Raw genomic sequence first — 25,698 nt, 5'->3', positions numbered from 1 at the left:
ATCAGTGCAAAAAGGTGGTCGTTTCAAATGATGGGTGGCAAGACAGTTTTCGGCGCAACGCTCGGCATCTTGATGCTGGATACGCAGTTTCCCCGAATTCCGGGCGATATTGGCAATGCGCTGACATGGCCGTTTCCCGTTCAGTACAAAGTCGTGCGCGGCGTCACGCCCGATGACGTTGTGCGCGGTGATGCGACTGCTTTCCTGAACGCATTCATCGAAGCCGGTCGCGAACTCGTTGCGATGGGCTGCGATGGGATCACCACCAATTGCGGTTTTCTAGTCGGCTATCAAGATCAGATGGCGGCAGCCCTCGGCGTGCCCGTAGCCGTATCTTCGTTGCTGCAAGTGCCAATGGTCCAGCGCACACTACCGGCTGACCAGAAGGTCGGCATCCTGACGATCTCCGCAGAAACCCTAACTGAATCACATATCGCCGCCGCGGGAATTGCGCCCGACACGCCGGTTATCGGCACAGGCGCGGGATCGGAATTCACCGACCGCATTTTGAACAACGATCTGGAGATTGATTTCGTCAAGGCACAAGCCGACAACATCGCCGCTGCCCGCAAGTTGGTGGAGGCGCATCCCGATATCGGCGCAATTGTTCTCGAATGCACCAACATGGTGCCCTATGCCGCCGACATTCGCCGCGCGACGGGACGACCCGTCTATTCGATTTACACTTATCTTGTGTGGTTTCAGGCAGCGCTCATGCCCCGCCGTTTCGCTGACGGAATAGACGACACGCGATTTTAGATCACGTTGCTGAACGACAAATACAATCGAGAAAATTACGCACTCGCTGCACGTTGCACCATCCCGAACAAATCACGCGGGTCGTCGGGGTCCGCCAACAGATCCAATTCGACGAAATGCCCGGTTCTGGCCAGTTGATCACGAATATAACGCAAGGCCGAGAAGTCTTCTGTGGCGAACCCGACGCTGTCAAAAAGCGTGATCTGATTGTCCGATGTGCGCCCCTGCGCTTGGCCTGACATGACTTGCCAAAGCTCGGTCACGGGATGGTCATCAGCCAGTTGCTGTATCTCGCCCTCAATGCGGGTCTGGGGTGGATATTCTACGAAAATATCGGACCGCAAAAGGATGTCTTTGTGCAATTCTGTCTTGCCGGGACAATCACCACCAATCGCGTTGATGTGAATGCCTGCGCCAATCATGTTGTCGGTCAAAATCGTGGCGCATTGTTTGTCGGCAGTGCAGGTGGTCACGATCTGTGCGCCGGCCACAGCGTCCTCTGCGGAATTGCAAGCGATGACAGACAGGCCGCTGTCGGCAAGATTGTGAACGACTTTTGCCGTTGCGGCGGGGTCGATATCGTAAAGACGCACGGTGTCGATACCGACCACTTCTTTGAAAGCCAGCGCTTGAAACTCGCACTGCGCACCATTGCCGATCATGCCCATTACCTTGGAGTTTTTAGGTGCCAAGTGCTTCGCGGCCACTGCAGATGTTGCCGCCGTACGCAGAGCGGTCAGGATTGTCATTTCCGAAAACAGGACCGGATACCCGTTGTCTACACGCGCAAGCACGCCAAATGCCGTCACCGTCTGGAAACCCCGCGCCATATTGGCGGGATGGCCGTTCACATATTTAAACCCGTAAGTTTCGCCATCACTGGTGGGCATGAGTTCAATCACGCCCTCCTTGGAATGCGCCGCAACACGAGGCGTCTTATCAAACTGATCCCAGCGCAGAAAGTCCGCTTCGACGTATTCGGCAATCTCCGAGATTATTTTCGGCGCACCAATCGTGTTGACGATTTTCATCATGTTCTCGACGCTGACAAACGGCACCATTGCCAGCTTTGATGGATTTGGGTTCGTTAAAGCGGTCATAGAATTTCCTTCGACGTATCGGTTTGAAGAATTGTTGGTTCAATAGCTGCGGGTGGGACGGTCCAATACTTTACGGCCCAGCAGACTGGCGCAGAGATCGACCATGAGTTTGGCTGTGCGCCCACGTTCATCGAGAAAAGGATTGAGTTCCACGAGATCAAGCGACGTCACCAAGCCGCTGTCACACAGCATTTCCATGACGAGATGCGCTTCGCGGAACGTCGCACCTCCCGGCACCGTGGTTCCGACAGCCGGCGCAATCTGTGGCTCCAGAAAGTCTACATCCAGGCTGACATGCAAAACGCCATTGGTCTTTTTGATACGCTCCAGAAAGGCGCGAAGCGGTCCAGCGACTCCGCGCTCGTCAATTGCGCGCATATCATGCACCTCAATGCCAGTTCGGGTGAGATGTTCGTTCTCTGCCGGATCAACCGAGCGAATGCCCATCATGCAGATATTTGCCGGATCAACCCTATACCGCAGCTCTGGATAAACGCCGTCAAAGTCTTCTTGACCCGTGAAATAGGCAACCGGCGTGCCGTGGAGGTTGCCGCTGGTGGTGGTCTTCAACGTGTGAATGTCTGGATGCGCATCCAGCCACAAAACGAATTGTTCTCGCCCCGCCTCCGCCGCATGACGCGCCACACCCGGAACAGTGCCGATTGAGAGGCTATGATCGCCACCAAGGAAAATCGGCAGGCTCGATGATTTGATCGCCCTATAGGCAACGTCTTCCAGCGCGCTAGCCCAGCCAATAGTCTCGCCTAGATGGTGGATCGAGGGATTTACATGCGCTGCATCGCCATAGGCCCTTGGCACGATATTGCCGAGATCAACAACCCGATAGCCAAGATCTTCGATCGTCGTTTTCAATCCCGCAGTGCGAAAGGCATCCGGGCCCATCACACAACCGACTTGGCTTGCACCGCTTTCAACGGGTGCCCCAACCAAAGTGCAAGTCAACATCGCCAACCCCTTTCAACAATCGCCCCAACAGACGTCTTTGTTGAAAGTGTTTAGGAAAAGCATCTGCGCATATAGTGGAAAAATTGCCTATTCTGATTTATATAACTATCATAATGATAGGCCTTATGGGCAAATTGTTAAGCGTTTCATATGTTCGACCTGACACCCACCGATCGAAAACTGCTCGCTGCCCTGAAAAGCAACGCACGCGCTTCGATAACAACGCTCGCTCAGCAAATCGGCGTCTCCCGCGCAACCGTGCAAAGCAGCATGGAAAGGTTGGTCAATTCCAACACGATCCAACGTTTCACAATCGACATAGACAGTTCGGCTGGCGGCGAATTGGTGCGCGCCGTCATGACGATTGAGGTTCAAGGCAATCTCACATCCACAATCATTAAATCCTTAAGGCAGATGCCAGAAATCGTAAGCCTTCACAGCACCAACGGCGCTTGGGATCTGGTTGCCTACATCGAAACATCAAGCCTGCCGGAGTTTGACGGATTGTTGAGGCGAACACGCGAAATCGCCGGCATCCTCAACAGCGAAACCAGCATTTTGCTCAACACAGCGAAATAAGAAGTCTGCTCGATACATTGGCTCGGCCAAGTCCGCATCTCCGGCTTCAAAACGCTATTTGGCGAAATGACAGGCAGCAAATTGCGACGGCTTTATCTCTCGGAGTTGTGGATCTCGCTTTCGACATTCCTCAGTAAAAATGGGGCAGCGAGGAGAGAAATTACAGCCTTCCGGGGGTGAGAGCGGCGAAGGAATTTCGCCCTTGATCACGTCCAGCGTGACCAGTGCATCCTCATCAAGCACCAGCCGCGGCACACTGGCGAGCAATCCTTTGGTGTAAGGGTGACACGGTGCTGTATAGACTTGTTCCGCCGGTCCTTCTTCAACAATTTTTCCCAGATACATCACTGCAACCCGATCCGACAAATGCCGCACCACGGAAAGATCATGGCTGATGAAAATGAGCGTCAATCCGAGATCGCGCTGAAGTTTAAGAAACAGATTGATGATTTGCGCCTGAATGGAAACGTCGAGTGACGCCACCGGTTCATCGCAGACAAGAACTTCAGGCTGCATCGCCAATGCGCGCGCAATGGCAATGCGCTGGCGCTGGCCACCGGAAAACTGATGCGGGAAACGCCGGGCGAGAGAAGGATCCAATCCCGCACGAACCAGATAGCCCGCAGCGTAGTCAGCGGCATTTTCTTTGTCGGTGAGCCCGTGGACAAGCGGCCCCTCAGACACAATATCGCCAATTCTCATTCTGGGGTCGAGCGAGGCAAATGGGTCTTGAAAGATCATCTGGACCCGCGTGTCGACCTTCAATCCCCCGGACATAACCGGTGCATTATCGACCTGCACACTGCCTTTGTCTGGCGCAATAATCCCGGCAACCATTCGCCCTAACGTCGATTTTCCGCAGCCCGATTCCCCAACCAATCCCAGCGTCTGACCTCTAGCGATCGCAAGACTAACATTATCAACGGCACGTACGGAGCGGGTCTCAACCTTCGCGCCCAATCGGTGAGCGATTTTATCGCCTAGCGTCAATTGCGGTCCAAAGTGCTTGTAAAGTTTTTCTAGCTGAATAAAGCCTGACGCTTCTTGCAGGTGCCCGGTCATGGTGTTTTCCCATCCAGATTGAGAGGATGAAAACAGCGGTAGCCGCGTGAACCTTCGGCTTCCAAAACAGGATCTTGAGCACACTCATCGCTTGCATGGTCACAACGGGGACGAAATGGACAACCGACCGGAGGGTCCAGCAAAGATGGGGTTGTGCCACGTATTTGTTGCAACTCTTCGCCCGGCTTTACCGTCGCTGGAAGCGAACGAAGCAACCCCGCTGTATAAGGGTGGTGTGGCGCCCGCAGCACCGATGCCACCGGCCCCTCCTCCACGATGCGGCCAGCATACATGACCATAAGCCTGCTGGCCAAAGTTGATACCGTAGCAAGGTCATGGCTGATCCAGACCAGAGCGGTTCCCATTTCGGCGGCAAGATCTCGCATTTCTGTCAGGATTTGCGCCTGAATGGAAACGTCCAACGCCGTTGTTGGTTCGTCCGCAACAAGCACCTGCGAGCCGTGCAACAGCGCGACAGCAATGGCAACGCGCTGCCTCATGCCACCTGAAAACTCATGGGGGTATGCTGACAATCGCGAACGCGCCTCGGGAATTCCAACCCGTTCCAAGGCTTCAGCCGCACGGGCATCCGCAGCCTTTTTTGAAACTTTCTCATGGGCCAGCAGAGCAAGCCGCATCTGCGTTCCAATTTTCAAGACAGGGTTGAGCGTCGCCATCGGATCTTGAAAAACCATCGCAATACGCGAACCGCGTATCGCCCTCAATTCTTGCCACGGTTTTCCGATTAGCTCTTCACCGTTCAGTTTCACCGAGCCGGAGACAATGCGTCCCGGCGGGTCAACAAGGCCCAAGAGCGAGAAGCCTGTCACAGATTTGCCTGAACCGGATTCCCCCACCAAGCCGACAATTTCACCTCGATTGACAGTGAAAGACACACCATCAACCGCCTTCACAACGCCTCCCCGCGTGAAAAAGTGGGTCCGCAAATTATCGACTTGCAGGATAGGATTGCTCATGGCGACCTACCGATCCAAGCGCGGATTAAGAATGTCGCGCAAGTGATCGCCAACGAGATTGATGGAGACGATCAGGATAATCAGCGCAAGCCCCGGATAGAGCGATATCCAGGTTCGCCCGCTCATCATGTATTTAACGCCGTTGGAGATCAGCATCCCCAACGAGGGCTCAGTGACCGGAAGGCCCAAACCCAGGAACGACAAGGTTGCTTCCAATGCAATCGCATAGGCAATTTGAACGGTGGCAACGACGATCAGCGCGGGCATGGCATTGGGAAGGATGTGCCGAAACACGATGCGCCGCGCACTGAGCGGCGTTGCAGCGGCGGCTTCAACATAGTCCTTTGATCGCTCCGCAGATGCCGCCCCATAGGCCGTGCGGGCAAAATATGCGTATTGAGCAGCCACAAGAGCAATGATCAATTGCATCTGCCCTTGGCCAAGAATAGCGACAAGGACCAGAGCCAAAAGAATAGCGGGAAACGAGAGCTGCAAGTCCACAATACGCATCAGAATCGCCTCAACAAAACCACGCGCATAGGCAGCCGTGATGCCGATAGTGGTGCCGATCACGAGGGCCGCAGCACCGGCCGCTATGCCAATTTGAAGCGACACCCGCAGCCCGTAGAGGATAGCGGAAAGCAGATCCCTGCCCTGCGCGTCGGTGCCGAGAAGATGGATATAACCGCCAGAGCCCACATGCCCGGGAGGGCGTCTCGCATCGCGCAGCGACAGGCCGGACAGATCATAGGGGTTCTGTGGCGAGATCAGAGGCGCAAAAACTGCAAGCGCCAGAAGAATGATCACGACGGCTAAGGCGCAGACAGCAACTTTGTCTTCTTTGAAGCGCGCCCAGAGATCTTGCCACGGCGAAACAACTTTAACAGTCTTGGTCTGCGGATCACTCATGCCGATTGGCCTTTGCGCAAACGCGGATCGAGTAATGCGTAAACCAGATCAACAATGAGATTGATCGCAACAAAAAGACCGGCAGTAAGCATAAGATAAGCCATCATAACCGGCCGATCGAGATTTTTGATCGAGTCGATGATCAGCTTTCCGACACCGGGCCAAGAGAAAATGGTTTCAGTCACCACAGCAAATGCCAGTGTTGAGCCTAGCTCCAATCCAAAGACGGTAACAATGGGAATCGAGATCAGTTTGAGCACGTGGCGGGTAACAATCGTCCATTCCGATATGCCGGCAGCACGTGCGAATTTCACAGTGTCACCCAGCATAATCTCACGCGTTCCCGCTCGCGCAAGTCGGATCATGATGGCGATCTTGAACAAAGCCAGATTGATGGCTGGAAGCAGAATGTGAGACAAACCGTTTATCGTAAGAAAACTCCAGCCCACACCAAACAGCTCAACCGTATCCCCCCGCCCACCGGAAGGCAGCCATCCCAGTTCAACCGCGAACGTAAGAATGAGGATCAGACCCACCCAGAAAGTCGGAACGGAAAACCCAAGGATTGATATCCCCATGATGATGCGCGACGAAAGCGCCTCGGGCCGATATCCGGCCAGCACGCCGAGGGGGACGCCGATAAACAGAGCACCGAGAACTGATATCAGGACCAGTTCCAGCGTGGCAGGCAGCCGCTCCGCGATTAGTTTTAGAACTGGCTCGTTATAAATGTACGATCGGCCAAGATCGCCTTCGAAAAGGTTTCGGATGTAAATGAAATATTGTTCCAGCAGCGGACGGTCTAAGCCAAAGCGGGCGATAGTGCGCTCGCGAACGTCTTGCGTCGCTTCCGGAGGAATGAGAATATCGAGCGGATTGCCGATGGAATAAATGCCGGCAAAGACGATCACCGACATAACAGCCATTACGAGAACGGCCTGCATCAAACGCTGAATGATATACCCCGACATTGATGCTCAACAGCCCGTCAAAAAAAGCGCCATGCGGGTGATTTCTGCCCGCATGGCGTGGGTGTGTTTTCCAGTTTATTGCGCTGGCTTGATAAAGTAAGCCTGCGTTTCCTCGTCAGCCCGTGGCGTCACAACAACCTTGTCGGCGCGGCCTGCCCAAACCGATTGCAAAACCACAATCGAAATATAGGCGCGGTCTGCCATTGTCTTCTCCATAGCCTGCTCGAAAAGCGCCTTGCGCTTGTCTGCATCAGGTTCCTGCGCACCCTCTTGCAGAAGACGGTCAACCTCGTCGTTCTTGTATTCAATGCGGTTGAACGCGCCCATTTTCACCATGTCGTTGGGCGAGTGGGCCAGCGAACCGAGCGTGTAGGAGGCTTCGCCAGTTAGCGTTCCCCAGCCATTCATAAAGACGGAATATTCCTTCCGCGCTTGTGTCGGGAAATACACCGTCTTGGAAATAGCGTTCACGTTCGTGTCTATACCAATTTGCGAGAACATCTGGCCGAGCCCCTCGCAGATTGCGCCATCGCCAGGCAAGCGGTCATTGGTGCAGAAAAGGTCAATCTCAAAGCCATCAGGATAGCCTGCTTCCGCCAAAAGAGCCTTCGCCTTTTCAGGATCATAGGCAGGGGTCGGGATTTTGTCTGAGAAGCCGAAGAAGCCTGCGGGCATCATCTGGTTTGCTGGCTTGCCAAGACCTTCCAAAACCACATCGACCATCGTTTCGCGGTCGATCGCTAGATCAATCGCTTCACGTACACGCGGGTCACGCAGCGGGTTCTTGTCCAGTTTGCCGCCGCCTTTCGCGCGAACTTTTGGCGTTTCTTCGCGCTGATCAAGCTGCAAGTTCATCACATAGACCGAGTCGCCGATAAACGTTGCGATATCGGAATCATTCTCCAACGCCTTGTAGTCAGCAGATGAAACGTAGTTGATCACATCGACATCACCGGCCTTGAGCGCGGCGAGGCGTGAGGAATCGTCAGAAATCTCACGGCGCACGACCTTTTCCCAAGGTGCAGGCCCACGCCAATGGCTGTCAAAACGCTCCAGAACCAAGTCGCTCTTCGGTGCCCATGAAACATATTTGAACGGGCCGGTCCCGATTGTGGCCTTGCCGGAGTTGAAACCTTCAGCGCTCGTTTCAGCGGTGGAGAAGTCTTTAGCCGCATCTGAAGACACGATGAACAGGCGCACAAAATCATAAGGCAAGGTCGCCGCTGTGCCGTTCGTATGAATGTGGATGGTAAAAGGGTCGATGATTTCGACTTCTTTCACCCGACGCACATAGATTTCGGTGGTTGTTGGTCCGGTGACATTCGGGATGCGCTCGATGGAAAACTTGACGTCCTCGGCATCGAATGCGGACCCGTCATGAAAAGTGACGCCCTCGCGCAGCTTAAATTCCCATGTGTCGTCATCAACAGCCTTCCACGAAGTTGCCAGTCCCGGCTCCAGCTGAAGATCATCACCCGTCCAGACCAGCGGGTCGAAAATGTGTTTTACGGCGTCAGCCTGCGAACCGAGCGCGGAAAAATGGGGATCCATAGATTCCGGCCCACCACGTACGCCAACGGTGAGCGTTTGCGCGCTGGCAACGAATGTCGTCGCCCCCATCGCTGTCGCTAACACGAAGGTTTGGATCAGTTTTTTCATAAAAATTCTCCTTGCTGGGCTGACAATCGTGGGTCACAAGCTCCGACAGAAATTCTTCCATTTGGAACTTGTTTCACAAAAGATGCTGCGCCATCATGGGTTCGTCAAGACAATTTTTTAATGCGGTCACCGGAATGGAAGACAGCCAAGGCAAATCGCGCAACGGTGAACAGACGCTACCGACTGTGGTGGGGGCACCCATTCATGATGGCCATGACCAGATGACGAGCGTCAAATTATGGCAAAACCCCTGCTGGTTCACTTACCGCCTAAATTACCTCGCTTTGCGCTATAACGGCCCTCTTTATGCGTGGGTTGAGGAGCATTACGGCCTGTCGAGGCCAGAATTCGTCGTTATTTTCTCGCTCGGGCTGATGGATGGCGCATATGCTCGCGATATAGGAGCATCGTCAGGCTTCCCGCAAAACACGCTCAGTCGAGCCATTCATAAATTGACTCAAACCGGACTGATTTCGCGCGAACCGGACCAACAAGATGGCCGCCGCTACATTGTGTCGCTCACCCGCGACGGGAGAGACCTTTTCAATGAGGCGCTTCCGAAATTTGTGTCATTCGAGAAAATGATGCTGGATTCACTATCGGACAGCGAGCAACAAACGCTATCGCATTTGATGGCCAAAATGGTTTTGGCCTCGCCGCAATGGCCTAAGTCCATATCTGAAAAAGCCGATGCCTGAACAAGACACACTGGGAGAATAAGATGCGCGTTGCTGATATGAATTGGTCCGATATGGAAAAACGGATCGCCCATGATGATAGATGCATCTTACCGATCGGTTCGACAGAGCAGCACGCTCAATTGTCGCTATGCGTCGATCTCATTCTGGCTGAGCGCGTTGCCACTGAGGCTGCGGAAAAAAGTGGTGTCCCGGTCTTTCCGGTCATGCCTTATGGGTTGGCCCCTTACTTCGCTGAATATCCCGGCACGGTGACTTTGCGGGTGGAAACCCTCCTAGCCGTGGTCCGCGATGTGATCGCATCGTTTGCCCGCATGGGCTTCAAACGTGTTCTGATTGTCAACGGCCACGGCGGGAACCAGCCGGCCGCAGCCGTTGCTAACGAATTGATGATCAACTTTCCGGACATGAGCATCAAATTTCACAATTGGTGGAATTCTCCGCAAGTTTGGGCCCATGCCCAGAAAATTGATCCGTCTGGCAGCCACGCAAATTGGATGGAGAATTTTCCATGGACGAGGCTTGCTCACGCAGCAGCGCCCAAGGAGGAAAAGCATGCACCCGACATGACGGCACTAAAGGCAGCGGCACCCGCAATCGCGAAGAAAATGCTGGGTGACGGCAGCTTTGGCGGCGCTTACCAGAAAGATGACGAAACCATGCTGGCCCTTTGGGAAACCGGTGTAAACGAAGTGCGAGAAGCTCTCGACGGCCCTTGGCCCGGTTTTGACTGAGGAAACCAAGATGGCTGATCCCATACTCATCTGGGGCGCGGGCGCAATTGGCGGTATTCTTGGTGCTTATTGGGCGCGAGCGGGCGAAGATGTTTTGTTGGTAGACATAGTGCCTGAGCACGTAGAGGCTTGCCGCACGACCGGCCTGTCAATTACCGGTCCGGTGGAAGAATTCACCCAAGTGATCCCTGCGGTTTTGCCAGAAAATTTGGAAGGCAAATACACGCGGATCGTTCTGGCAGTCAAAGCGCCGGCGACTGCAATCGCTATGAAGCAACTGGCACCTTTTCTCGCCGAAGATGGCTATGTTCTGTCGGCTCAAAACGGGCTGAATGAATTGACCATTGCCAAAACAGTAGGGGAAGAGCGCACAATGGGTGCCTTCGTCAATTTCGGAGCTGATTGGCACGGACCAGGAGAAATTCTGTTTGGCAATCGCGGTGCTGTGGTCGTCGGTGAAATTGATGGCTCCGTAAAAGAGCGCACCCGAGACATGCACCGGCTGCTGTCCATTTTCGAGCCTGACGCCATTTTGACCGATGACATCTGGGCCTATCTGTGGGGCAAACTGGGCTACGGCGCGATGTTGTTTGCCACCGCACTCACCCCCGATTCAATGACAGCAAATTTCGCAGATCCCAACCGTGTCCCCGCCTTTGTCAAACTGGGCCGTGAAGTTATGGCGGTTGCCTCCAGTCGCGGCGTCGAACCGAAGGGGTTCAACGGCTTTGACCCCGCCGCCTTCATGCCAAATGCAAGCGAAGAAGCGGCCCGCGCTTCCATCGCCAACCTGGCAGCGTTCAACAGCACCACAGCCAAAACCCACAGTGGAATCTGGCGCGACCTCGCGGTGCGCAAAAGGCGCACCGAGGTTGACCCCCAAATTGGAATCATTTGCGCGTTGGCAAGAGAAGAAGGAATTGAGACACCCGCACTCGATGCCGTAAAGCGCTTGATCAACGAAATTGAAAATGGCCAGCGCGAACAGTCTGCCGACACCTTTGGGGAGCTTCTCAAACAATGCAGCTAAGGTTTGATGAAAAGACCGTTCTTGTGACAGGCGCTGCGCAAGGCATTGGCCACGCAATTGCAGCCGAATTTGCAGCAGCGGGCGCGCGTGTCGCGTTGGCAGATATAGATGCAGACCGCCTCGCCAAAGTGGCGTCAGAACTAGGAGCAACAGCCCACGCGCTTGATCTGTCCGTACGCCAAGAAGTAGTGACCCTTATTGCCGACATGGAGGCACCGCCCGACATTTTGGTTCATGCAGCCGGTGGCACACGCGGCCAGTTTGGCCAATCCATCGAGCAGGTCGATGAGGAAAGCTGGCGCGCCATCTTCGCAGCCAATACCGATGCGTTATTCTGGCTTGCCCAAGCCTGCGCTCCGCACATGAAGGCCAATGAATTCGGACGGATCGTCGCCATTTCTTCCGGCGCTGGCCTGCGCCCATCACTGACCGGAATTCAGGCTTATACGGCGGCAAAACATGCGCTTGTCGGGTTGGTTAAGCAGTTGTCGTGGGAATTCGGGCCCTTCGGCATTACAGTAAATTCGGTTGCGCCGGGCTTCGTGCGATCCAACCCGACGACCGAGCGCCAATGGGAGGCGATGGGCAAAGACGGGCAACAACGACTGATCGATTCCATCCACACAAAGCGACTAGGAACCGCTGAAGACATTGCAGCCGCCACCCTGTTTTTTGCAAGCGACCAAGCCTCATGGATTTCCGGTCAGATCTTATCGGTCGACGGAGGACGCTCATGACAGATCCCGTTCTTGCTCACTTGCGTTCTGATGCCGATGCCATTCTTCAACGCCTCATCGACTATGCACAAATCCCCTCCGTCAGCACCGACCCAGCTTATTCAAACGGAATGGCGCAGGCCCGTGCGCTGTTGGTGCAACGCCTCACCGATGCTGGATTTGACGATGTTCAAACCATTCATGCAGGCGGCCATCCGGCGGTTTTTGCCCAATGGATACACGCAACCGATGCGCCCACTTATCTCGTTTATGGCCACTACGACGTCCAGCCGCCAGATCCGCTGGACAAATGGCATTCTGCGCCCTTCGAGCCGCAAATACGAAATGGTCGACTGTATGGGCGAGGCGTCTCGGATGATAAGGGACCAGCCTCGATTGCTTTGGAAGTGCTGTTTGCGTTTCTCAAAGTGGAAGGCCGCCTGCCCATAAACATCAAAATACTTCTGGAAGGCGAAGAGGAAATTGGCAGTGCATCGCTGCCGAAACTGTTGCGCGACAATGCGAATCTATTGCGAGCCGAAGCAGTGATCTCCGCCGACGGGGCACGCTGGCGCGCCGACTTGCCGAGCGTTAACACGGGTTCGCGGGGCAATATGGCTATGGAAGTAACCCTGAAAACCGCATCAAAAGATTTGCATTCCGGCCGCTTTGGCGGAGCGGTTCCAAACGCAGCGCATGTCTTGGCCCGCTTGGTTGCAAGTCTGCACAAAGATGACGGTTCGGTCGCCGTCCCCGGTTTTTACGAAGGCATTGAAGAGGTTGACGAAGCCCTGCGCTCTCAAATTGCAGACCTTCCTTTTGATGAGGATTCCTTCTTTGCAGGCATCGGGTCAGTTGCCTTTGGGGAAGCAAATTTCTCAACACTGGAGCGACTGTGGTTGCGCCCCACACTGGAGATCAACGGAATGGGAGCCGGTTATGCCGGAGAAGGCGGAAAGACCATCACGCCCGCCGAGGCATTCGCAAAAATTACCACACGGTTGGTTCCCGGCCAAAAGCCGGCTGAAATTGCCCAAGCCGTTCGCCATCATCTGGAACAAGCCTGCCCCGACAGCGCCGAAATGGAGTTTCGAGCACACGACGAAGGCAATCCGGCATATAGCGTTCCTGCGGACCTACCGCTCCTACATGCAGTGGAGGGAGCCATTGAACAGGCATTGGGCAAAAAGCCTGTCCGCGTCAGGGTCGGCAGCACACTGCCGTTGTCCGCTATGATAAAAGAAGCCCTCGGCATGGAAACCGTAACACTGTCGTTTTCAACGGCCGACGAAGACTTCCACGCCCCCAACGAATTTTTCCGCCTAAGCGCTATAGACGAAGGCACAGCAGCATGGGTGGCTCTGTTACGGTCTTTGGAAAACAGCTAAGTGAGCTCTTGTTCGACACTTCTGTTTAGATGCCGAAAACACCGGCCTCTCGCCCCGCCACCGCAACACAATCAATCCCAATCGCACAGACAGCATTTTAAGAAACTGTTTCTTGGCTGGTTACATCTAGCGACCAAACGTTCGCTGGAAACCATTCAGAACGTTGGGAAAACAGCCCGAAGCGCGTCAAAACTTGGCAAGCCAACCCAAACCTTCTTCAGTTGACAGGCGCGGTTTGTATTCCGCTCCAAACGGCTTGGCGAAACCTGCTGCCGCTATTTCTCGCAGCAACCACGAATAGTTGACCTCGCCGCTGTCGGGTTCGCCACGGTCCGGCACTGCTGCGAATTGGACGTGGCCAACGTCTTGCTCTGCTGCCTTGAAACGGCGCAACAGATCGCCGCCCATTATTTGCATGTGGTAGCAATCAAACATGATTTTCAGGTTAGCGGCATCCACCTCGCGCAGCACGGTTTGGGCTTCTTCCACGGTTTGCAAATGATAACCGGGAACATCATACCAGTTGAGCGGCTCGATCAGGATTGTCTTGTTGTGCTGACGTGCGAGATCGCAGGCGTAGGTAAGATTTTCAATAAAAGCCTCTCGGGCGGCGGCGCCTTTGTCGGTGAAGCCGGCCATGACATGAATATTGCTGCAGTCGATCGCAGTTGCGTATTCGACAGCTTGTTCAATGAAGCGTCTCGCATCCGCCTCACGTCCTGGCAAGGCAGCAACACCATTGTCACCCGCCTCAACATCGCCCCGCAAGGTGTTCAGGCCGAGCATAGGAAGACCTGTTTCGCGCAATGCCTGCGCAACTTCTTCTGACGGCGTGTCGTAGGGCCAGTGGCATTCGACGGCTGCAAATCCGGCCCGCTTGGCGCAGGCAATAGCTTCGGGCAGCGAACGGTCAGTCCAAAGAAATCCTAAATTGGCTGAAAACTGAATCAATCATCCCACTCCACATCGAACTTATTTATGACATTGCGCACGTCCGTATGAGACAGCATGTTGGCTTTCATGCCACGCAACATCATGGCGAGGCGGGCGGTGTCTTCTAATTCTTCAACCGCGTTGCAAGCCGCTTCAATGTCTTTGCCCGCAACCACCGGTCCGTGGTTTGCCAACATGACCGCGCTGCGCTTTCCAGCCAAACCACGCACAGCTTCGCCCATAGCGGGATCGCCCGGCAGGAAGAAGGGGAGTAGTTTTACGCGGCCCAATTTCATGATCGAATAAGGCGTTAGCGGTGGTAGAAAGTTATCCGGATCCGCATCCGGCATCATAGAAAGAGCAACCGAATGGCATGAATGCAGATGCACGACCGCACCCGCGCTGCTCCGCGTGTCGTAAAACGCGGTATGCAACGGCATTTCCTTCGTTGGCGCATCGCCGCCCGTCAGCTTTCCCCCACTGTCAAAACGCGACAGCCGCGCCGGGTCCAGACGTCCAAAGCTGGTGCCGGTGGGCGACACCAAGAAGCCGCCATCGTCGGTGCGTGCAGAGATATTTCCTGTGCTGCCGCCGGTCAGCCCACGGTCGAACATGGACTTTGCAAGCATGCAAATATGCTCGCGCAATTTGTTTTCATCCATCAGTCACCACCCAGAACTCCGGCTGCCTTTTCGAAATAATCGATGCTGCCGAAATTGCCTGACTTCAGCGCAATCACCAAATTCTCGCCCGCACGAAGAGCGGGAACGCCGGGGTCGATTTCGGGGCCTATCTCTAGTGTTGATAGCTCCAAGGCTTCCACAACTGCGCCGGAAGTCTCGCCCCCGGCCGTTAAAATACGGGTTGCGCCCAGTGCGACTAGATGCTGGGCCGTCTTTCCGAAAAACGTCTCCAGAGCGGCTGCTGATTTTTCCATACCAAATACGTCTTGCACCCGCTGCACCTCATCAGGGTCAGCAGAACTGTATGCGATGGGCAGGTCGGGCGCCTGCATCAACCAACGGGCAACTTCTTGCGCACTTTGCTCTCCTGCGATCACCTTTTCAGCATCTATCTTTAAGCCTGGATTGGCCTTCAGGTGATGTTCGATTTGCCCCCTTGTTGCTGCGGAACAAGAGCCGGACAACACCACCGCCTTGCCTTTTTGCCCGCGCCAAGCGGCTGCTTTCGGCACACAGCCGAAATTCGCTGGGAGGCCTAAGGCAACGCCGGAGCCACCCGTGATAAGAGGCAGATCTTTGGCCGCTTTGCCGATCTCGATCAAATCATCATCGCGCAAGGCATCAACCACAATCATCCTGTGGCCGGATTCGCGCTCTGTGCGCAAATGTTCAGCGATGGCGTCGGCGCCAGCAAAGACCTTACTGGCGGGGACCAAGCCGACAGAATGTTTGCTTTGCGCTCCCATCAGGCGACGCAGGCTTGAGTCACGCATGGGGGTGAGCGGGTGGTTCTCCATCCCGCTTTCGTTCAGCAACGTGTCATTGACGAAAAGATGGCCCTGATAGATCGACCGTCCGGCACCGGGAAAGGCCGGGCAGACGATTACACGATCAGCGTCCAGCGCATCAGCGAGAGCATCCGCCACCGGTCCGATATTGCCTTTTGCTGTGCTGTCAAAGGTGGAGCAATATTTGAAGAAGAATTGCTGGCAGCCCTGCGCCTTCAGCCAAGCCAGCGCTTCCAGCGACATCGCAACCGCCTCATCGACTGCAATGGAGCGGGACTTTAACGCTACCACTCCGGCCTCCACATCTGCGCTCGCAGGTGATGAAGGGATGCCGGTATATTGCACCGCACGCATCCCGGCTTTTGACAGGGTGTTCGCCAAATCGCTCGACCCCGTAAAGTCGTCTCCGATGCATCCTAGCTTCATGCCATTGCCCCCTTATCGCAATCCAAAGAACACTCAGCCATGAGTGCCAAAACGGCGCTTGTAAAGTCTGCGATAGGCTTCAGCAGACGCGGGCAAATGCTTTTGGGTGGCTTCCACATACGCCCGTTTGTCGACCCCGCGCATCGCCTTGATTATCTCGAAATGCTGCTCGACGACTTCGCGCATATGATCGGCATCGTCGTACTTCACCACCCGGATCGGCTGCGCGATGCGGGCGTGCTCCTCAATCAGCGATTCCAGCCGTTCATTGCCGCAACAGGAAAACTGAACTTTATGGAATTCTTTGTTGAGCGCAAAAACGCTGCGGAAATCTTTGTCCTCGATGGCTTTTGCGTGCTGTAGAGCAAGTTGTTCCATTTTATCAGAAATGGCGGCATCCACCGGCAGTTGTGTGTGCTCCGCCGCCGATGTCTCCAAAATAATGCGCACCTGATAAAGTTGATCTACCTGATCGGGGGTGAACTCCACCACCTCAACGCCACGGTGGGTGTGATGGACCAATAGGCCCCGTTGCTCCAAAGTGCTGAAGGCGGCACGTACCGCATGGCGTTTGGCGTCGTGGCGCTCGATAATGCGATCCTCGGTCAAACGGGTGCCGGGGCCATAGACGCCGAAAACAATATCGCTCTCTATTTGAGCAGCAAGCGTGTCTTTCATCTCATGCTTTCCTCGCCGACGCCTTCCCCACTTGCCACGGCACCTTTCCGATCGCAAATCAATTCGTCAATAAAATTATCAATAATATAATTGACAATCAAGGAAGCCAGTTTTACGGATTGAGTAGATCATCAGGGAGGAAATGATGAAAAAATCCACGATTTTCGCCGCGCTTGCCGCATCTTTGGTTGCCACAACAACCTTCATCTCCAGCGCTTTTGCGTGGGAGCCAACACCTGGAAAACCCTATGATGGGCAGAAGGTTAAGGTTCTTGCGGTGAAGTCGAGCCAGTTTGAGGCCCATGAGGCGCGGCTGGAAGCTTTCGAAAAAGCCACCGGCATCGACGTCGAAGTGGACTATGTGCCCTTCCCCAACATGAAAGAGGCGCTTACGGCGGAAATGATTTCCGGCGGTTCCGAATATGATGTTGTCTCGGTCATGGACCAATGGGTGTCTTCGCTGGAAAATCTGCTGGAGCCTATTGATGAAGGCATCGCCGCGCAGGGAACCGATCTATCCGACTTTCCCAAAGCGCATCTGCGCCACGGCATGATTGACGGCAAATTGCACGGCTTGCCGGTGCGCGGCCACGTGCAATTGTTGTTCTATCGCAAAGATCTGCTGGAAAAAGCCGGCGCAAAGGTGCCCCAGACATGGGACGAGGTAATTGCAGCCTCAAAGGCTGTGCAGGAAGCGACAGACGCATCGGGTATCGCCCTGCCCTATGGCAAACTTAACGGTCAGAACCTGATGGTTTGGATCAACCTTCTTTGGGGTAATGGCGGTGATTTATTTGACGCCGATGGCAAGCCGATCTTCAACTCCGAAGCGGGCGTTAAGGCCACGCAGGCTTACATTGACATGCTCCAGAAGGAAAAAATCGCGCCTGCCGGTTCGGCTGTTTTTGTCGAGCAAGACGCGGTAAACAGTTTCAAACAGGGCAATTCGGCGATGCTGCCACTTTGGTGGTGGGTGCGCTCGCAATTGACCGACCCCAAGCAATCCAAGGTGACGGCAGAACAGTTGGGTTTCACCTCGCTTCCTTCTGTTGGCGCAGCAGCCAAAACCACCTTCACCAACACTTGGATTTTTGGTGTGACAGAGGGCTCTGACGCGAAAAGCGCTGCCGTTGAATATCTTGGCTGGTTGACCGACCCCAAGCTGGAGCGCGACGTGTTGCTTGACCCCAACTTAAACGAAGTGGTGGCGGTGCATTTTTCAAATCTCCGCGACCCTGAAGTAAATGCACGATGGGGTGGCATGCACCAAGCGGCGGCAGACGCCTTGGCCACCGCACCGGGACTTGGCTTCGGCCCCAATTGGCCACGCATTGCAGAGATTATGGAAACCGCAATCTCCAGCCTCGCTTCAGGCGAGATGACGGACACCAAGGCCGCGCTCGACAAAGCGGCCGAAGAAATCGCTTCCATTCGCTAACCTCCCTGCCTGAAGGACGCGGCGCACATGTGGCGCTGCGCCCTTCGGGATTCTTTCCGCCGTCTAATCGGCTCGCTTCAAAGTTGGATTCATGCGCGACCGGTCCCTCCAGTATTATCTGCTGATCCCGGCCTTCTTCATCGTTCTGGTGACAACGCTTTATCCTCTCGGCTATTCATTGGCGACGTCCTTCCGCGAATGGGATTTGACAAGGCAGCGCCGACCCAGTGGCTTTGTTGGATTAGAAAACTATGGCCACGCCTTCAACGAAAGCGGCTTCCAGAACTCTCTTTGGGTAACAACCGTTTTCGTTGTTACCAGCGTCATCATAACCGTGATTCTGGCAATGTCGCTGGCACTTCTATTGCGCCGCACCGGGCGGCTGCACACGTTCACCCGTGTCGTTCTCATCCTGCCGTTCGCCATGAGCCCCGCACTGATCGGCGTGAGCTATCGGTTCATGTTCAATCCGGAATTCGGCGTTCTGGCCAAAGGTCTCGCGGTCGTTTTTCCTGCCTTGGAGGGAACGCCGTGGTTGGCCGACCCTGATCTTGCTATGGGCATTCTGATCGTAACAGATGTGTGGCATTGGACACCATACATGACGTTTATGTGCCTTGGCGGCCTCGCATCCATCCCGCGTGAAACAGAGGAAGCCGCACGCATTGATGGCGCATCCAGCTTCCGCATCTTCTGGGAAATCGTGCTGCCGCAAATGAAGGGCGTGCTGGCCGTTACTGCGGTTCTCAAAACTATTTTTGCCCTGAAGATGTTCGATCAAGTCGTAACGCTCACCGGCGGTGGCCCTGGAAAATCGACAGAGACACTCGCCTATTTCATCTTCAACGTCGGCTTTAAATGGTACGACATGGGTTACGCTTCAGCGCTCGCCTGGATCTTGACCGCCATCATGATGCTGATTTCCATCTGGTACGTGCGGATGTTGCTCACGGAGAAAAAGGCGGCAACAGCATGAATAAGACACTTGCATGGTGGCTCGAACGCGCCACCCTCGTTTTCGTCTCCACCATCGTCTTGTTCCCGATTGGCTGGATGTTTCTAACCGCATTCAAGACACCGCTGGACGCTTATTCAGTGTCGCTGAACTTTACGCCAACGCTGGAAAACTTTTTCACCGTTTTCTCCGATCCGTGGAATTTGGGTTCAATGGTCCTGAACTCGGTGATTGTAGCCGGGGTGACCGTATTGATCGCCGTCCCCTGCGCATCGCTCGCAGCCTATGCGTTTTCGCGATTTAAACGGATGCGCGGGCGCAAATTTCTCTTTTTTCTGGTCCTTTCCACCCAGTTCATTCCGGCAATTGTAATTGTTTTGCCCTTCTTTTTGATGTTCCGCACGCTTGGTCTATTGGACACGCGCATCGCGCTCATCATCGTCAATCTGGCAATCGTTACACCCTTTGTTATCTGGATGATCAAAGGGTTCATCGACGCCATCCCGCTCGACAGCGAAGAGGCTGCGATGATTGACGGCGCATCGCGGCTACGGGTGATAAAAGACATCGTAGCGCCAATGGCCGCGCCGGGTATTCTCACATCATCCATCTTCTGCTTCATTCTGACGTGGAACGAGTTTCTCTTTTCGCTCATTCTCACCCGCCGCGATGCGGTCACGCTGCCGGTGGGTTTGGTCAGTTTCCGCACCGAGCGGGGCGACCTTTGGGAATTGATGAGCGCGGCTGGTGTAATGATCACCGTGCCGATTTTCATCATGGCGCTTCTTATTCAAAAGCACTTCACGCGCGGCATGACAGCCGGCGCGGTTAAGTAGGAGTTCGCCCGATGGCGCAAGTCAAACTCGTCGACGTGGAAAAACGCTACGGTTCCTTCGTTGCCGTCGCCAATCAGAGCCTGACGATAGAGGACGGCGAAATTCTGGTCCTGCTCGGCCCATCGGGCTGCGGGAAAACTACGACCATGCGCATGATTGCCGGGCTGGAGGACATTACAGAGGGCGATATCTTTATTGGCGAGGAGCGCATCAACGACAAACCGCCTAAAGACCGCGACATCGCGATGGTGTTTCAGAATTATGGCCTATACCCGCACATGACGGTCAACGACAACATCGCCTATCCGCTTAAACTGCGCGGCCAATCGAAAGAGCAGCGTAATGCCCGCGTGCGGGAAATCGCCGAGAAGGTTGAACTTGGCGCGCTGTTGCATCGTCGTCCTTCGGAGCTTTCCGGCGGCCAGCGGCAGCGCGTGGCACTCGCCCGCGCCATCGTGCGCACGCCGTCAATATTTCTTATGGATGAACCGCTCTCCAACCTCGACGCAAAGTTACGGGTCACGATGCGGGCGGAATTGAAGCATCTTCACCACGAGTTGGGCGTCACCACTGTCTACGTCACCCACGACCAGATGGAAGCCATGACGCTTGCCTCTCGAATAGCCGTAATGCGCGACGGTCATATCGTTCAATTGGACACACCAAAAAACATCTATTCCAACCCGGTCGATCTGTTTGTGGCAGGTTTCATTGGCTCGCCCTCCATGAACTTGATCGAAGGCACCATAACAAAGGGTCGCTTTGAAGCACCGGGAGTTTCCATCAAGGTGGAGGCGGCAGATCGTGGTGATGTGGTGCTGGGCATTAGGCCAGAAAATCTGGAACTCGCTACCGGAAAGGGCGCCATAAACGGCCCGATCTACGCGCTGGAACTGACGGGTGACGCAACGCTGATTACTATCCGGGAAGGCGCCTCACTCATCTGCGCGCGAGGACCGGCTGACTTTGAAGCTGCGATGAACAGCCCCTGCTCCCTCAAACCCACATCAGACGCCAAGCTACACCTTTTCGACAAAACAAGCGGTCAGCGCATCTAATCAGCACGAGTCATATCCATGCAGACCATCACACAAGATCAGGCCAATTCCCGTCACATCCGGCGAGACCAATATGTATCGTGCAACGTCGCTTTTATCGATTGCAAAAAGCCCGGCTCCCACCTGAAGGAAAACTACTCAATCATTGGACCCGGCGTAACATCGTCTTCAGATCAGGTCATCAACTTGCCGGAACCCCACGGCTTCAACATCGGCGCTGCCGCAATGCCCCACGGCATAACCAACAATCTGCATATCCATTTCACTGCGGAAGTCTTCATCGTGCAAAAGGGCACTTGGACGTTTCGTTGGGGCAGCGAGGGCGAGCACACTTTTACGGGCAACGAAGGCGATATTCTTTCCGTGCCGACATGGATCTTCCGCGGCTTCACCAATGCCGGACCGGACGATGGCTGGCTGTTTACAATCCTTGGCGGCGACAAAACCGGCGGCGTGATCTTCCACCCCGAAATCATCCATGAAGCCGCCAACTACGGTCTCTACATTTCAAAACACAACACACTGATCGACACGTCCCGCGGTGATGCGGTCCCACAAGACGGGGAAACCACACCGCCTATGCCCAACGACGCAGTCGCGGAGTTAAAACCCGTTTCGCCCGCCGAGATGATGCAACGGTTGGTAGCAGCGCACGACCGCGATTTCCGCCCGGGATTTATCGATGCGAGCCTGCCAAACTGTGGCGCTGAGCTCGCGCCTGTTATCGGTGCAGGCATCACCCAGAACCGCGATCATACGGCGAAGATCACAAATCCTCACGGCTTTTCCGCCGAATGGATGCGACTGCAGCCGGGACAGAAAGTCAGCCCCTTTTCGCTCGATGAAAAGATGGTTTTGATCGTCCACAAAGGGAAACTTGCCGTACGGCTAAATAATTCTCTCAATGTGGAATGCACGGTGAATGCTTGGGACACATACTCTGTACCCGGCGATACCATTCGAACCTTTGAAGCCTTGGGTGACGGGCCTGTTGAAGTCTTGATTATTGTTTCGGGTGATCACCGAAAGGTACCGCACTTCTCCAGAGAGACGCTGGAAGCAGCAGCACAAAACGACAGAGCCTTGGATGCGGGTGGCTTCGTGGCACGCGCTTCGATTTTGCCAAGCTACAAATTGGGAGCCTGAACCATGCGCGCCAACACAATCAAACAGCGGCTTGCGAATGGAGATGCTGTCATCAACGCATGGCTATCCATCGGATCGTCCTATTCTGCTGAGGGCATGGCCCATGCCGGGTTTCACAGCGCTACCGTCGATCTGCAACACGGCATGTTTGGTTTCGAGACAGCGCTGCAAATGCTTCAGGCAATCTCAACCAGCCCCGCCATCCCGCTCGTTCGGGTGCCCGGCCTGGAACCCACGCAAATCATGCAAGTACTCGACGCTGGCGCCTATGGCGTAATTTGCCCCATGATCTCCACGGCACCAGAAGCCGAGAAACTTGTTTCTGCCTGCAAATATCCGCCCGTCGGCACACGCAGTTTTGGCCCGTCGCGCGGCCTTCTTTATGGCGGGCCAGACTATGTTGCCAAAGCCAATGAAACGATCATGGCGATCCCGATGATCGAAACCGAAGACGCGGTGACCAATATCGACGCCATTTTAGCGGTTGATGGTGTGGACATGATCTATATCGGCCCCAACGATCTGGCGTTCAATCTCGAAGGAAGCGTTGGCTTTCCGCGCACGAAATCCGAATCTGCGATCAGTCACATCCTCAAGCAGGCGCAAGCGCAAAGTGTGCCGGTCGGCATTTTTTGCGCCGATGCTGAAGAAGCACGCCGCCGTCTTGATGCCGGTTTTGCGATGGTCACTCCCGCCAACGATTTCGGCCATCTGATCCGAAGCGGCACTGCTGCCGTCGCACGTCTATTGGAGAAAAAAGAAAGTCCCGGCAGCCCCATGGCGACAGTCAAAGCAGGATACTGAACCCAATGCCTGTTGGAAGATGGCATCTTCTGCCGGGAACACTGTGCACGGCAGAAGTCTTCAGTGGTTTTCTCGATCATTTGCGCGTGCCCGTAGCGTGCCGCATTCCGTGGGAAATATCGCAACCGTCAGTCGATGATTATCGCCAAAAGTTTATTCAAGAAATCCGCAGCGGCGATGTAGTTTGTGGCTTTTCCCTCGGTGCAATCGTGGCCGCTCATCACGCGGATACTCTCCCTGCCGATTGCCCGTTGATCCTCTTCGGCATCAACCCACTCCCGGATGCTCCCACTCGCAAGCCTGATAGGGAAAGTCTGCGCAACGATGTTACTCAATACGGTGGCCGCGCTGCACTTGCCAATCGTTTGAGGGATGGAAAAAACGCGATGAGCGATGATGTTATCGAGCGTATTCTGGTTATGGCGGAGCAAAGTGAGAACCTCATTGACGCCCAAACCCAGCTCGCGCTTACGCGGCCAGGCGCGATGGATGCTCTTTCGCAATCGCAAGCGCACATCATCGCCATATCCGGTCGGATGGATCAGCAGGCCGATCCTACCCACGCAGTGAAAATCGCTAATTCCGTGCTGCGAGGCCAGTTTGCTGTCCTGCCGGATGTCGGCCACTATATGCTGCTGGAGAACGCGCAAGTCTGCGCAAACGCGGTTGCTTCTGCATTCGAAGCCACTTTTAGTCCGGAGAAACACAGATCGTGACCGATCCAATCCTGAGCGAAGTCGAGATTGATCTTCTCGCCCGATGCGACACGCCAACAGTTTGCAACGCCATCGAAGTCGCCCAAGGCAAACGGGGGTTTGAAAGTTTCACACGGCAACAAATGGTCTGGTCTGATCCGTCGCGCAGAAGCGTTGTCGGCTACGCACGGACAGCAAAAATTGCGGGCGCAAACCCACCCACACAAAGCGCGGAAGTCCTGCGTGCACGCCGGAAGAACTATTTTCGGCACATGGCAAGCGGTCCACGGCCCGGCATTGCAGTCGTAGAAGACACGGACGGTGACGCTGCCCGCGGCGCTTGGTGGGGCGAGGTGCACGCCTATGTTCATATGAATGTTTGCAATCTCAGCGGTGCGCTCACAAACGGGCTGCTGCGCGATATGGATGACATGCCGGAAGGATTCCCCATTCTCGCTGGATCACTTGGCCCCAGCCACGGCTTTGTCCACGTGGTTGAGACCGGCACGCCCGTGACCATCAATGGTTTGAGTGTGAAAGATGGCGATCTCGTCCATGCCGATTGCCACGGCGCGGTCGTGATACCCACCGATGTTCAGCCAAAACTCAAACGAGCGATAAAAACTCTATTTGACAGCGAGGCAATCGTTCTAGACCCCCTCAAACGCGGCAAAATATCGTTAGAAGAGTTTGAGGCGCTTTGGGCACGCTTTGAAGCGGCACGAACATGAGCGGGTGGAAAGTCCTCAAATGAAAGGCTTTGACCCCCAATTTGCCGACTTGCCCGAATACATCCTCAAATGCACTGCGATGATTTGGGAAGGTCGGCAGATCTCCGCTCTTGACTGGCACTATGGCGACGACCTGATGGTGCGCACACCCCAAGGCATCAGCCACGGGAACGGGGCGGGAAAGGCCAATACGATGGCCACATTGACGGAATTTCCCGATCGTCAACTGTTTGGTGAAGACGTGATATGGAGCGGCAACGAAGAACAGGGGTTTTTGTCATCCCATCGCATCATCTCAACCGCCACGCATCATGGTGGGGCTTTTGGCCCTGCAACGGGCAAAAAACTGACCTTCCGAACGATCGCGGACACGTTTTGCCACAACAACCGTGTTTCGGACGAATGGCTGATCCGTGACAACGGAGCAATCGTGCGCCAATTGGGTCAAACACCGGAAAACTTCGCCCGCGCCATCATCGCATCGGGCGACGCATCAATGCCACTGACACCCCAGACAGATTTGATTGGGCCGTATCGTGGTTTGGGCAACGACAACGAATGGGGTGAGCGGCACGCCGCTATTCTCAATCGGATTATGGCTTTCGATTTTTCCGTGATAGCCGAGGAATACGACCGAGCGTGTCAGCTATTTCTGCCTGGCGGCCTGCAGAGTCATGGCCGCGATGACGCCACCGCGTTCTGGCTTGGGCTCCGAAGCGCATTTCCATCAGCAAAGTTCACCGTCGAACATCAGATAGGCCGCGAAGACCCCATGATGTCTCCACGCAGCGCTATCCGCTGGTCTTTGACAGGCAAGCACGAAGGATGGGGGCCATTTGGACGACCCACCGGCACTTCTATTCACGTAATGGGTGTGAGCCATGCGGAGTTTGGGCCCAGAGGATTGCGAAGCGAAACGACCCTGTATGATGAAATTGCTATCTGGAAACAGATCCTTTTGCAGTCCAGCAATTCATAG

The 25,698-nt window shown here is 54.9% G+C and carries 27 protein-coding genes; 16 read left to right on the top strand and 11 right to left on the bottom strand.

Going from position 1 to position 25,698, the window contains the following annotated elements; genetic code table 11:
• Positions 1-27: 27 nt before the first annotated feature.
• Entirely contained in the window at positions 28-759 is a 732-nt protein-coding gene (locus tag ACFQ14_RS02350) for an aspartate/glutamate racemase family protein (RefSeq protein WP_377211090.1), read from the top strand.
• A gap of 35 nt (positions 760-794) precedes the next feature.
• On the opposite strand, the gene ACFQ14_RS02345 is transcribed toward ACFQ14_RS02350, so the two are convergent.
• Positions 795-1,859, bottom strand: coding sequence for an ornithine cyclodeaminase (locus ACFQ14_RS02345; protein WP_377211089.1), 1,065 nt, complete (start codon positions 1,857-1,859; stop codon positions 795-797).
• Positions 1,860-1,898: 39 nt separating this feature from the next.
• On the bottom strand, positions 1,899-2,825 hold the full coding sequence (rocF, locus tag ACFQ14_RS02340) for an arginase (RefSeq protein WP_377211088.1): 927 nt from the start codon (positions 2,823-2,825) through the stop codon (positions 1,899-1,901).
• Between the two features lie 150 nt (positions 2,826-2,975).
• Between rocF and ACFQ14_RS02335 the strand changes: the two genes are divergently transcribed.
• Positions 2,976-3,404, top strand: a complete 429-nt coding sequence (locus tag ACFQ14_RS02335; protein ID WP_377211087.1) for an Lrp/AsnC family transcriptional regulator — start codon at positions 2,976-2,978, stop codon at positions 3,402-3,404.
• 54 nt (positions 3,405-3,458) lie between these two features.
• On the opposite strand, the gene ACFQ14_RS02330 is transcribed toward ACFQ14_RS02335, so the two are convergent.
• The 5 genes from ACFQ14_RS02330 to ACFQ14_RS02310 form a co-directional block, all read right to left on the bottom strand.
• Positions 3,459-4,466 (bottom strand): ABC transporter ATP-binding protein, encoded by a 1,008-nt coding sequence (locus ACFQ14_RS02330; RefSeq protein WP_377211086.1) that lies wholly within the window; start codon positions 4,464-4,466, stop codon positions 3,459-3,461.
• Positions 4,463-5,443, bottom strand: coding sequence for an ABC transporter ATP-binding protein (locus ACFQ14_RS02325; RefSeq protein WP_377211085.1), 981 nt, complete (start codon positions 5,441-5,443; stop codon positions 4,463-4,465). The genes ACFQ14_RS02330 and ACFQ14_RS02325 overlap by 4 nt, the downstream gene beginning before the upstream one ends.
• 6 nt (positions 5,444-5,449) lie before the next feature.
• Complete coding sequence (locus tag ACFQ14_RS02320) at positions 5,450-6,352, bottom strand: ABC transporter permease (RefSeq protein WP_377211084.1); 903 nt, start codon at positions 6,350-6,352, stop codon at positions 5,450-5,452.
• Entirely contained in the window at positions 6,349-7,323 is a 975-nt protein-coding gene (locus ACFQ14_RS02315) for an ABC transporter permease (protein WP_377211083.1), read from the bottom strand. Before ACFQ14_RS02315 ends, ACFQ14_RS02320 begins: the two co-directional genes overlap by 4 nt.
• Positions 7,324-7,398: 75 nt before the next feature.
• Positions 7,399-8,982: an ABC transporter substrate-binding protein gene (locus tag ACFQ14_RS02310; protein ID WP_377211082.1), complete on the bottom strand. Its 1,584-nt coding sequence runs from the start codon at positions 8,980-8,982 to the stop codon at positions 7,399-7,401.
• Positions 8,983-9,077: 95 nt separating this feature from the next.
• On the opposite strand from ACFQ14_RS02310, the gene ACFQ14_RS02305 reads away from it, so the two are divergent.
• Genes ACFQ14_RS02305 through ACFQ14_RS02285 form a run of 5 tightly spaced genes read left to right on the top strand, consistent with a single transcriptional unit; the run spans position 9,078 to position 13,548 of the window.
• Positions 9,078-9,680, top strand: a complete 603-nt coding sequence (locus tag ACFQ14_RS02305) for a MarR family winged helix-turn-helix transcriptional regulator (protein ID WP_377211081.1) — start codon at positions 9,078-9,080, stop codon at positions 9,678-9,680.
• A gap of 23 nt (positions 9,681-9,703) precedes the next feature.
• Positions 9,704-10,414: a creatininase family protein gene (locus ACFQ14_RS02300; RefSeq protein WP_377211080.1), complete on the top strand. Its 711-nt coding sequence runs from the start codon at positions 9,704-9,706 to the stop codon at positions 10,412-10,414.
• 10 nt (positions 10,415-10,424) lie between these two features.
• A complete protein-coding gene (locus ACFQ14_RS02295) occupies positions 10,425-11,444 on the top strand; it encodes a ketopantoate reductase family protein (protein ID WP_377211079.1) in 1,020 nt (339 codons plus the stop codon).
• Positions 11,435-12,181: an SDR family NAD(P)-dependent oxidoreductase gene (locus ACFQ14_RS02290; protein WP_377211078.1), complete on the top strand. Its 747-nt coding sequence runs from the start codon at positions 11,435-11,437 to the stop codon at positions 12,179-12,181. The genes ACFQ14_RS02295 and ACFQ14_RS02290 overlap by 10 nt, the downstream gene beginning before the upstream one ends.
• Positions 12,178-13,548, top strand: a complete 1,371-nt coding sequence (locus tag ACFQ14_RS02285; protein WP_377211077.1) for a dipeptidase — start codon at positions 12,178-12,180, stop codon at positions 13,546-13,548. Before ACFQ14_RS02290 ends, ACFQ14_RS02285 begins: the two co-directional genes overlap by 4 nt.
• A gap of 186 nt (positions 13,549-13,734) precedes the next feature.
• Here the strand turns inward: ACFQ14_RS02285 and ACFQ14_RS02280 are convergent, their stop codons facing one another.
• From ACFQ14_RS02280 to ACFQ14_RS02265, 4 genes are read right to left on the bottom strand one after another with little or no spacing between them, the layout of a single operon-like run.
• Complete coding sequence (locus tag ACFQ14_RS02280; RefSeq protein WP_377211076.1) at positions 13,735-14,499, bottom strand: hydroxypyruvate isomerase family protein; 765 nt, start codon at positions 14,497-14,499, stop codon at positions 13,735-13,737.
• On the bottom strand, positions 14,496-15,143 hold the full coding sequence (gene otnC / locus ACFQ14_RS02275) for a 3-oxo-tetronate 4-phosphate decarboxylase (protein WP_377211075.1): 648 nt from the start codon (positions 15,141-15,143) through the stop codon (positions 14,496-14,498). The genes ACFQ14_RS02280 and otnC overlap by 4 nt, the downstream gene beginning before the upstream one ends.
• Positions 15,143-16,378, bottom strand: coding sequence for a 3-oxo-tetronate kinase (gene otnK, locus ACFQ14_RS02270; RefSeq protein ID WP_377211074.1), 1,236 nt, complete (start codon positions 16,376-16,378; stop codon positions 15,143-15,145). The genes otnC and otnK overlap by 1 nt, the downstream gene beginning before the upstream one ends.
• A gap of 33 nt (positions 16,379-16,411) precedes the next feature.
• Positions 16,412-17,056: a GntR family transcriptional regulator gene (locus ACFQ14_RS02265; protein WP_377211073.1), complete on the bottom strand. Its 645-nt coding sequence runs from the start codon at positions 17,054-17,056 to the stop codon at positions 16,412-16,414.
• A gap of 145 nt (positions 17,057-17,201) precedes the next feature.
• Between ACFQ14_RS02265 and ACFQ14_RS02260 the strand changes: the two genes are divergently transcribed.
• From ACFQ14_RS02260 to ACFQ14_RS02220, 9 genes are all read left to right on the top strand, one after another.
• Positions 17,202-18,494, top strand: a complete 1,293-nt coding sequence (locus tag ACFQ14_RS02260; protein WP_377211072.1) for an ABC transporter substrate-binding protein — start codon at positions 17,202-17,204, stop codon at positions 18,492-18,494.
• A 91-nt stretch (positions 18,495-18,585) separates the two neighbouring features.
• A complete protein-coding gene (locus ACFQ14_RS02255; RefSeq protein WP_377211071.1) occupies positions 18,586-19,470 on the top strand; it encodes a carbohydrate ABC transporter permease in 885 nt (294 codons plus the stop codon).
• Positions 19,467-20,285 (top strand): carbohydrate ABC transporter permease, encoded by an 819-nt coding sequence (locus tag ACFQ14_RS02250; protein WP_377211070.1) that lies wholly within the window; start codon positions 19,467-19,469, stop codon positions 20,283-20,285. Before ACFQ14_RS02255 ends, ACFQ14_RS02250 begins: the two co-directional genes overlap by 4 nt.
• Before the next feature lie 11 nt (positions 20,286-20,296).
• Positions 20,297-21,343: an ABC transporter ATP-binding protein gene (locus ACFQ14_RS02245; protein ID WP_377211069.1), complete on the top strand. Its 1,047-nt coding sequence runs from the start codon at positions 20,297-20,299 to the stop codon at positions 21,341-21,343.
• An 18-nt stretch (positions 21,344-21,361) separates the two neighbouring features.
• Positions 21,362-22,489, top strand: coding sequence for a hypothetical protein (locus ACFQ14_RS02240; protein WP_377211068.1), 1,128 nt, complete (start codon positions 21,362-21,364; stop codon positions 22,487-22,489).
• A 3-nt stretch (positions 22,490-22,492) separates the two neighbouring features.
• Entirely contained in the window at positions 22,493-23,293 is an 801-nt protein-coding gene (locus tag ACFQ14_RS02235; RefSeq protein ID WP_377211067.1) for an HpcH/HpaI aldolase family protein, read from the top strand.
• 5 nt (positions 23,294-23,298) lie between these two features.
• Positions 23,299-24,009 carry an alpha/beta fold hydrolase gene (locus ACFQ14_RS02230; RefSeq protein ID WP_377211066.1) on the top strand — a complete coding sequence of 237 codons (711 nt, stop codon included), beginning with the start codon at positions 23,299-23,301 and terminating at the stop codon, positions 24,007-24,009.
• Positions 24,006-24,719 (top strand): RraA family protein, encoded by a 714-nt coding sequence (locus ACFQ14_RS02225; RefSeq protein ID WP_377211065.1) that lies wholly within the window; start codon positions 24,006-24,008, stop codon positions 24,717-24,719. Before ACFQ14_RS02230 ends, ACFQ14_RS02225 begins: the two co-directional genes overlap by 4 nt.
• Positions 24,720-24,738: 19 nt before the next feature.
• Positions 24,739-25,698, top strand: coding sequence for a nuclear transport factor 2 family protein (locus ACFQ14_RS02220; protein ID WP_377211064.1), 960 nt, complete (start codon positions 24,739-24,741; stop codon positions 25,696-25,698).

The sequence above is a fragment of the Pseudahrensia aquimaris genome (genome assembly GCF_042676045.1).
Taxonomy (GTDB): Bacteria; Pseudomonadota; Alphaproteobacteria; order Rhizobiales; family Rhizobiaceae; genus Pseudahrensia; species Pseudahrensia aquimaris.
This window is presented reverse-complemented; position numbering and strand designations above follow the sequence as displayed.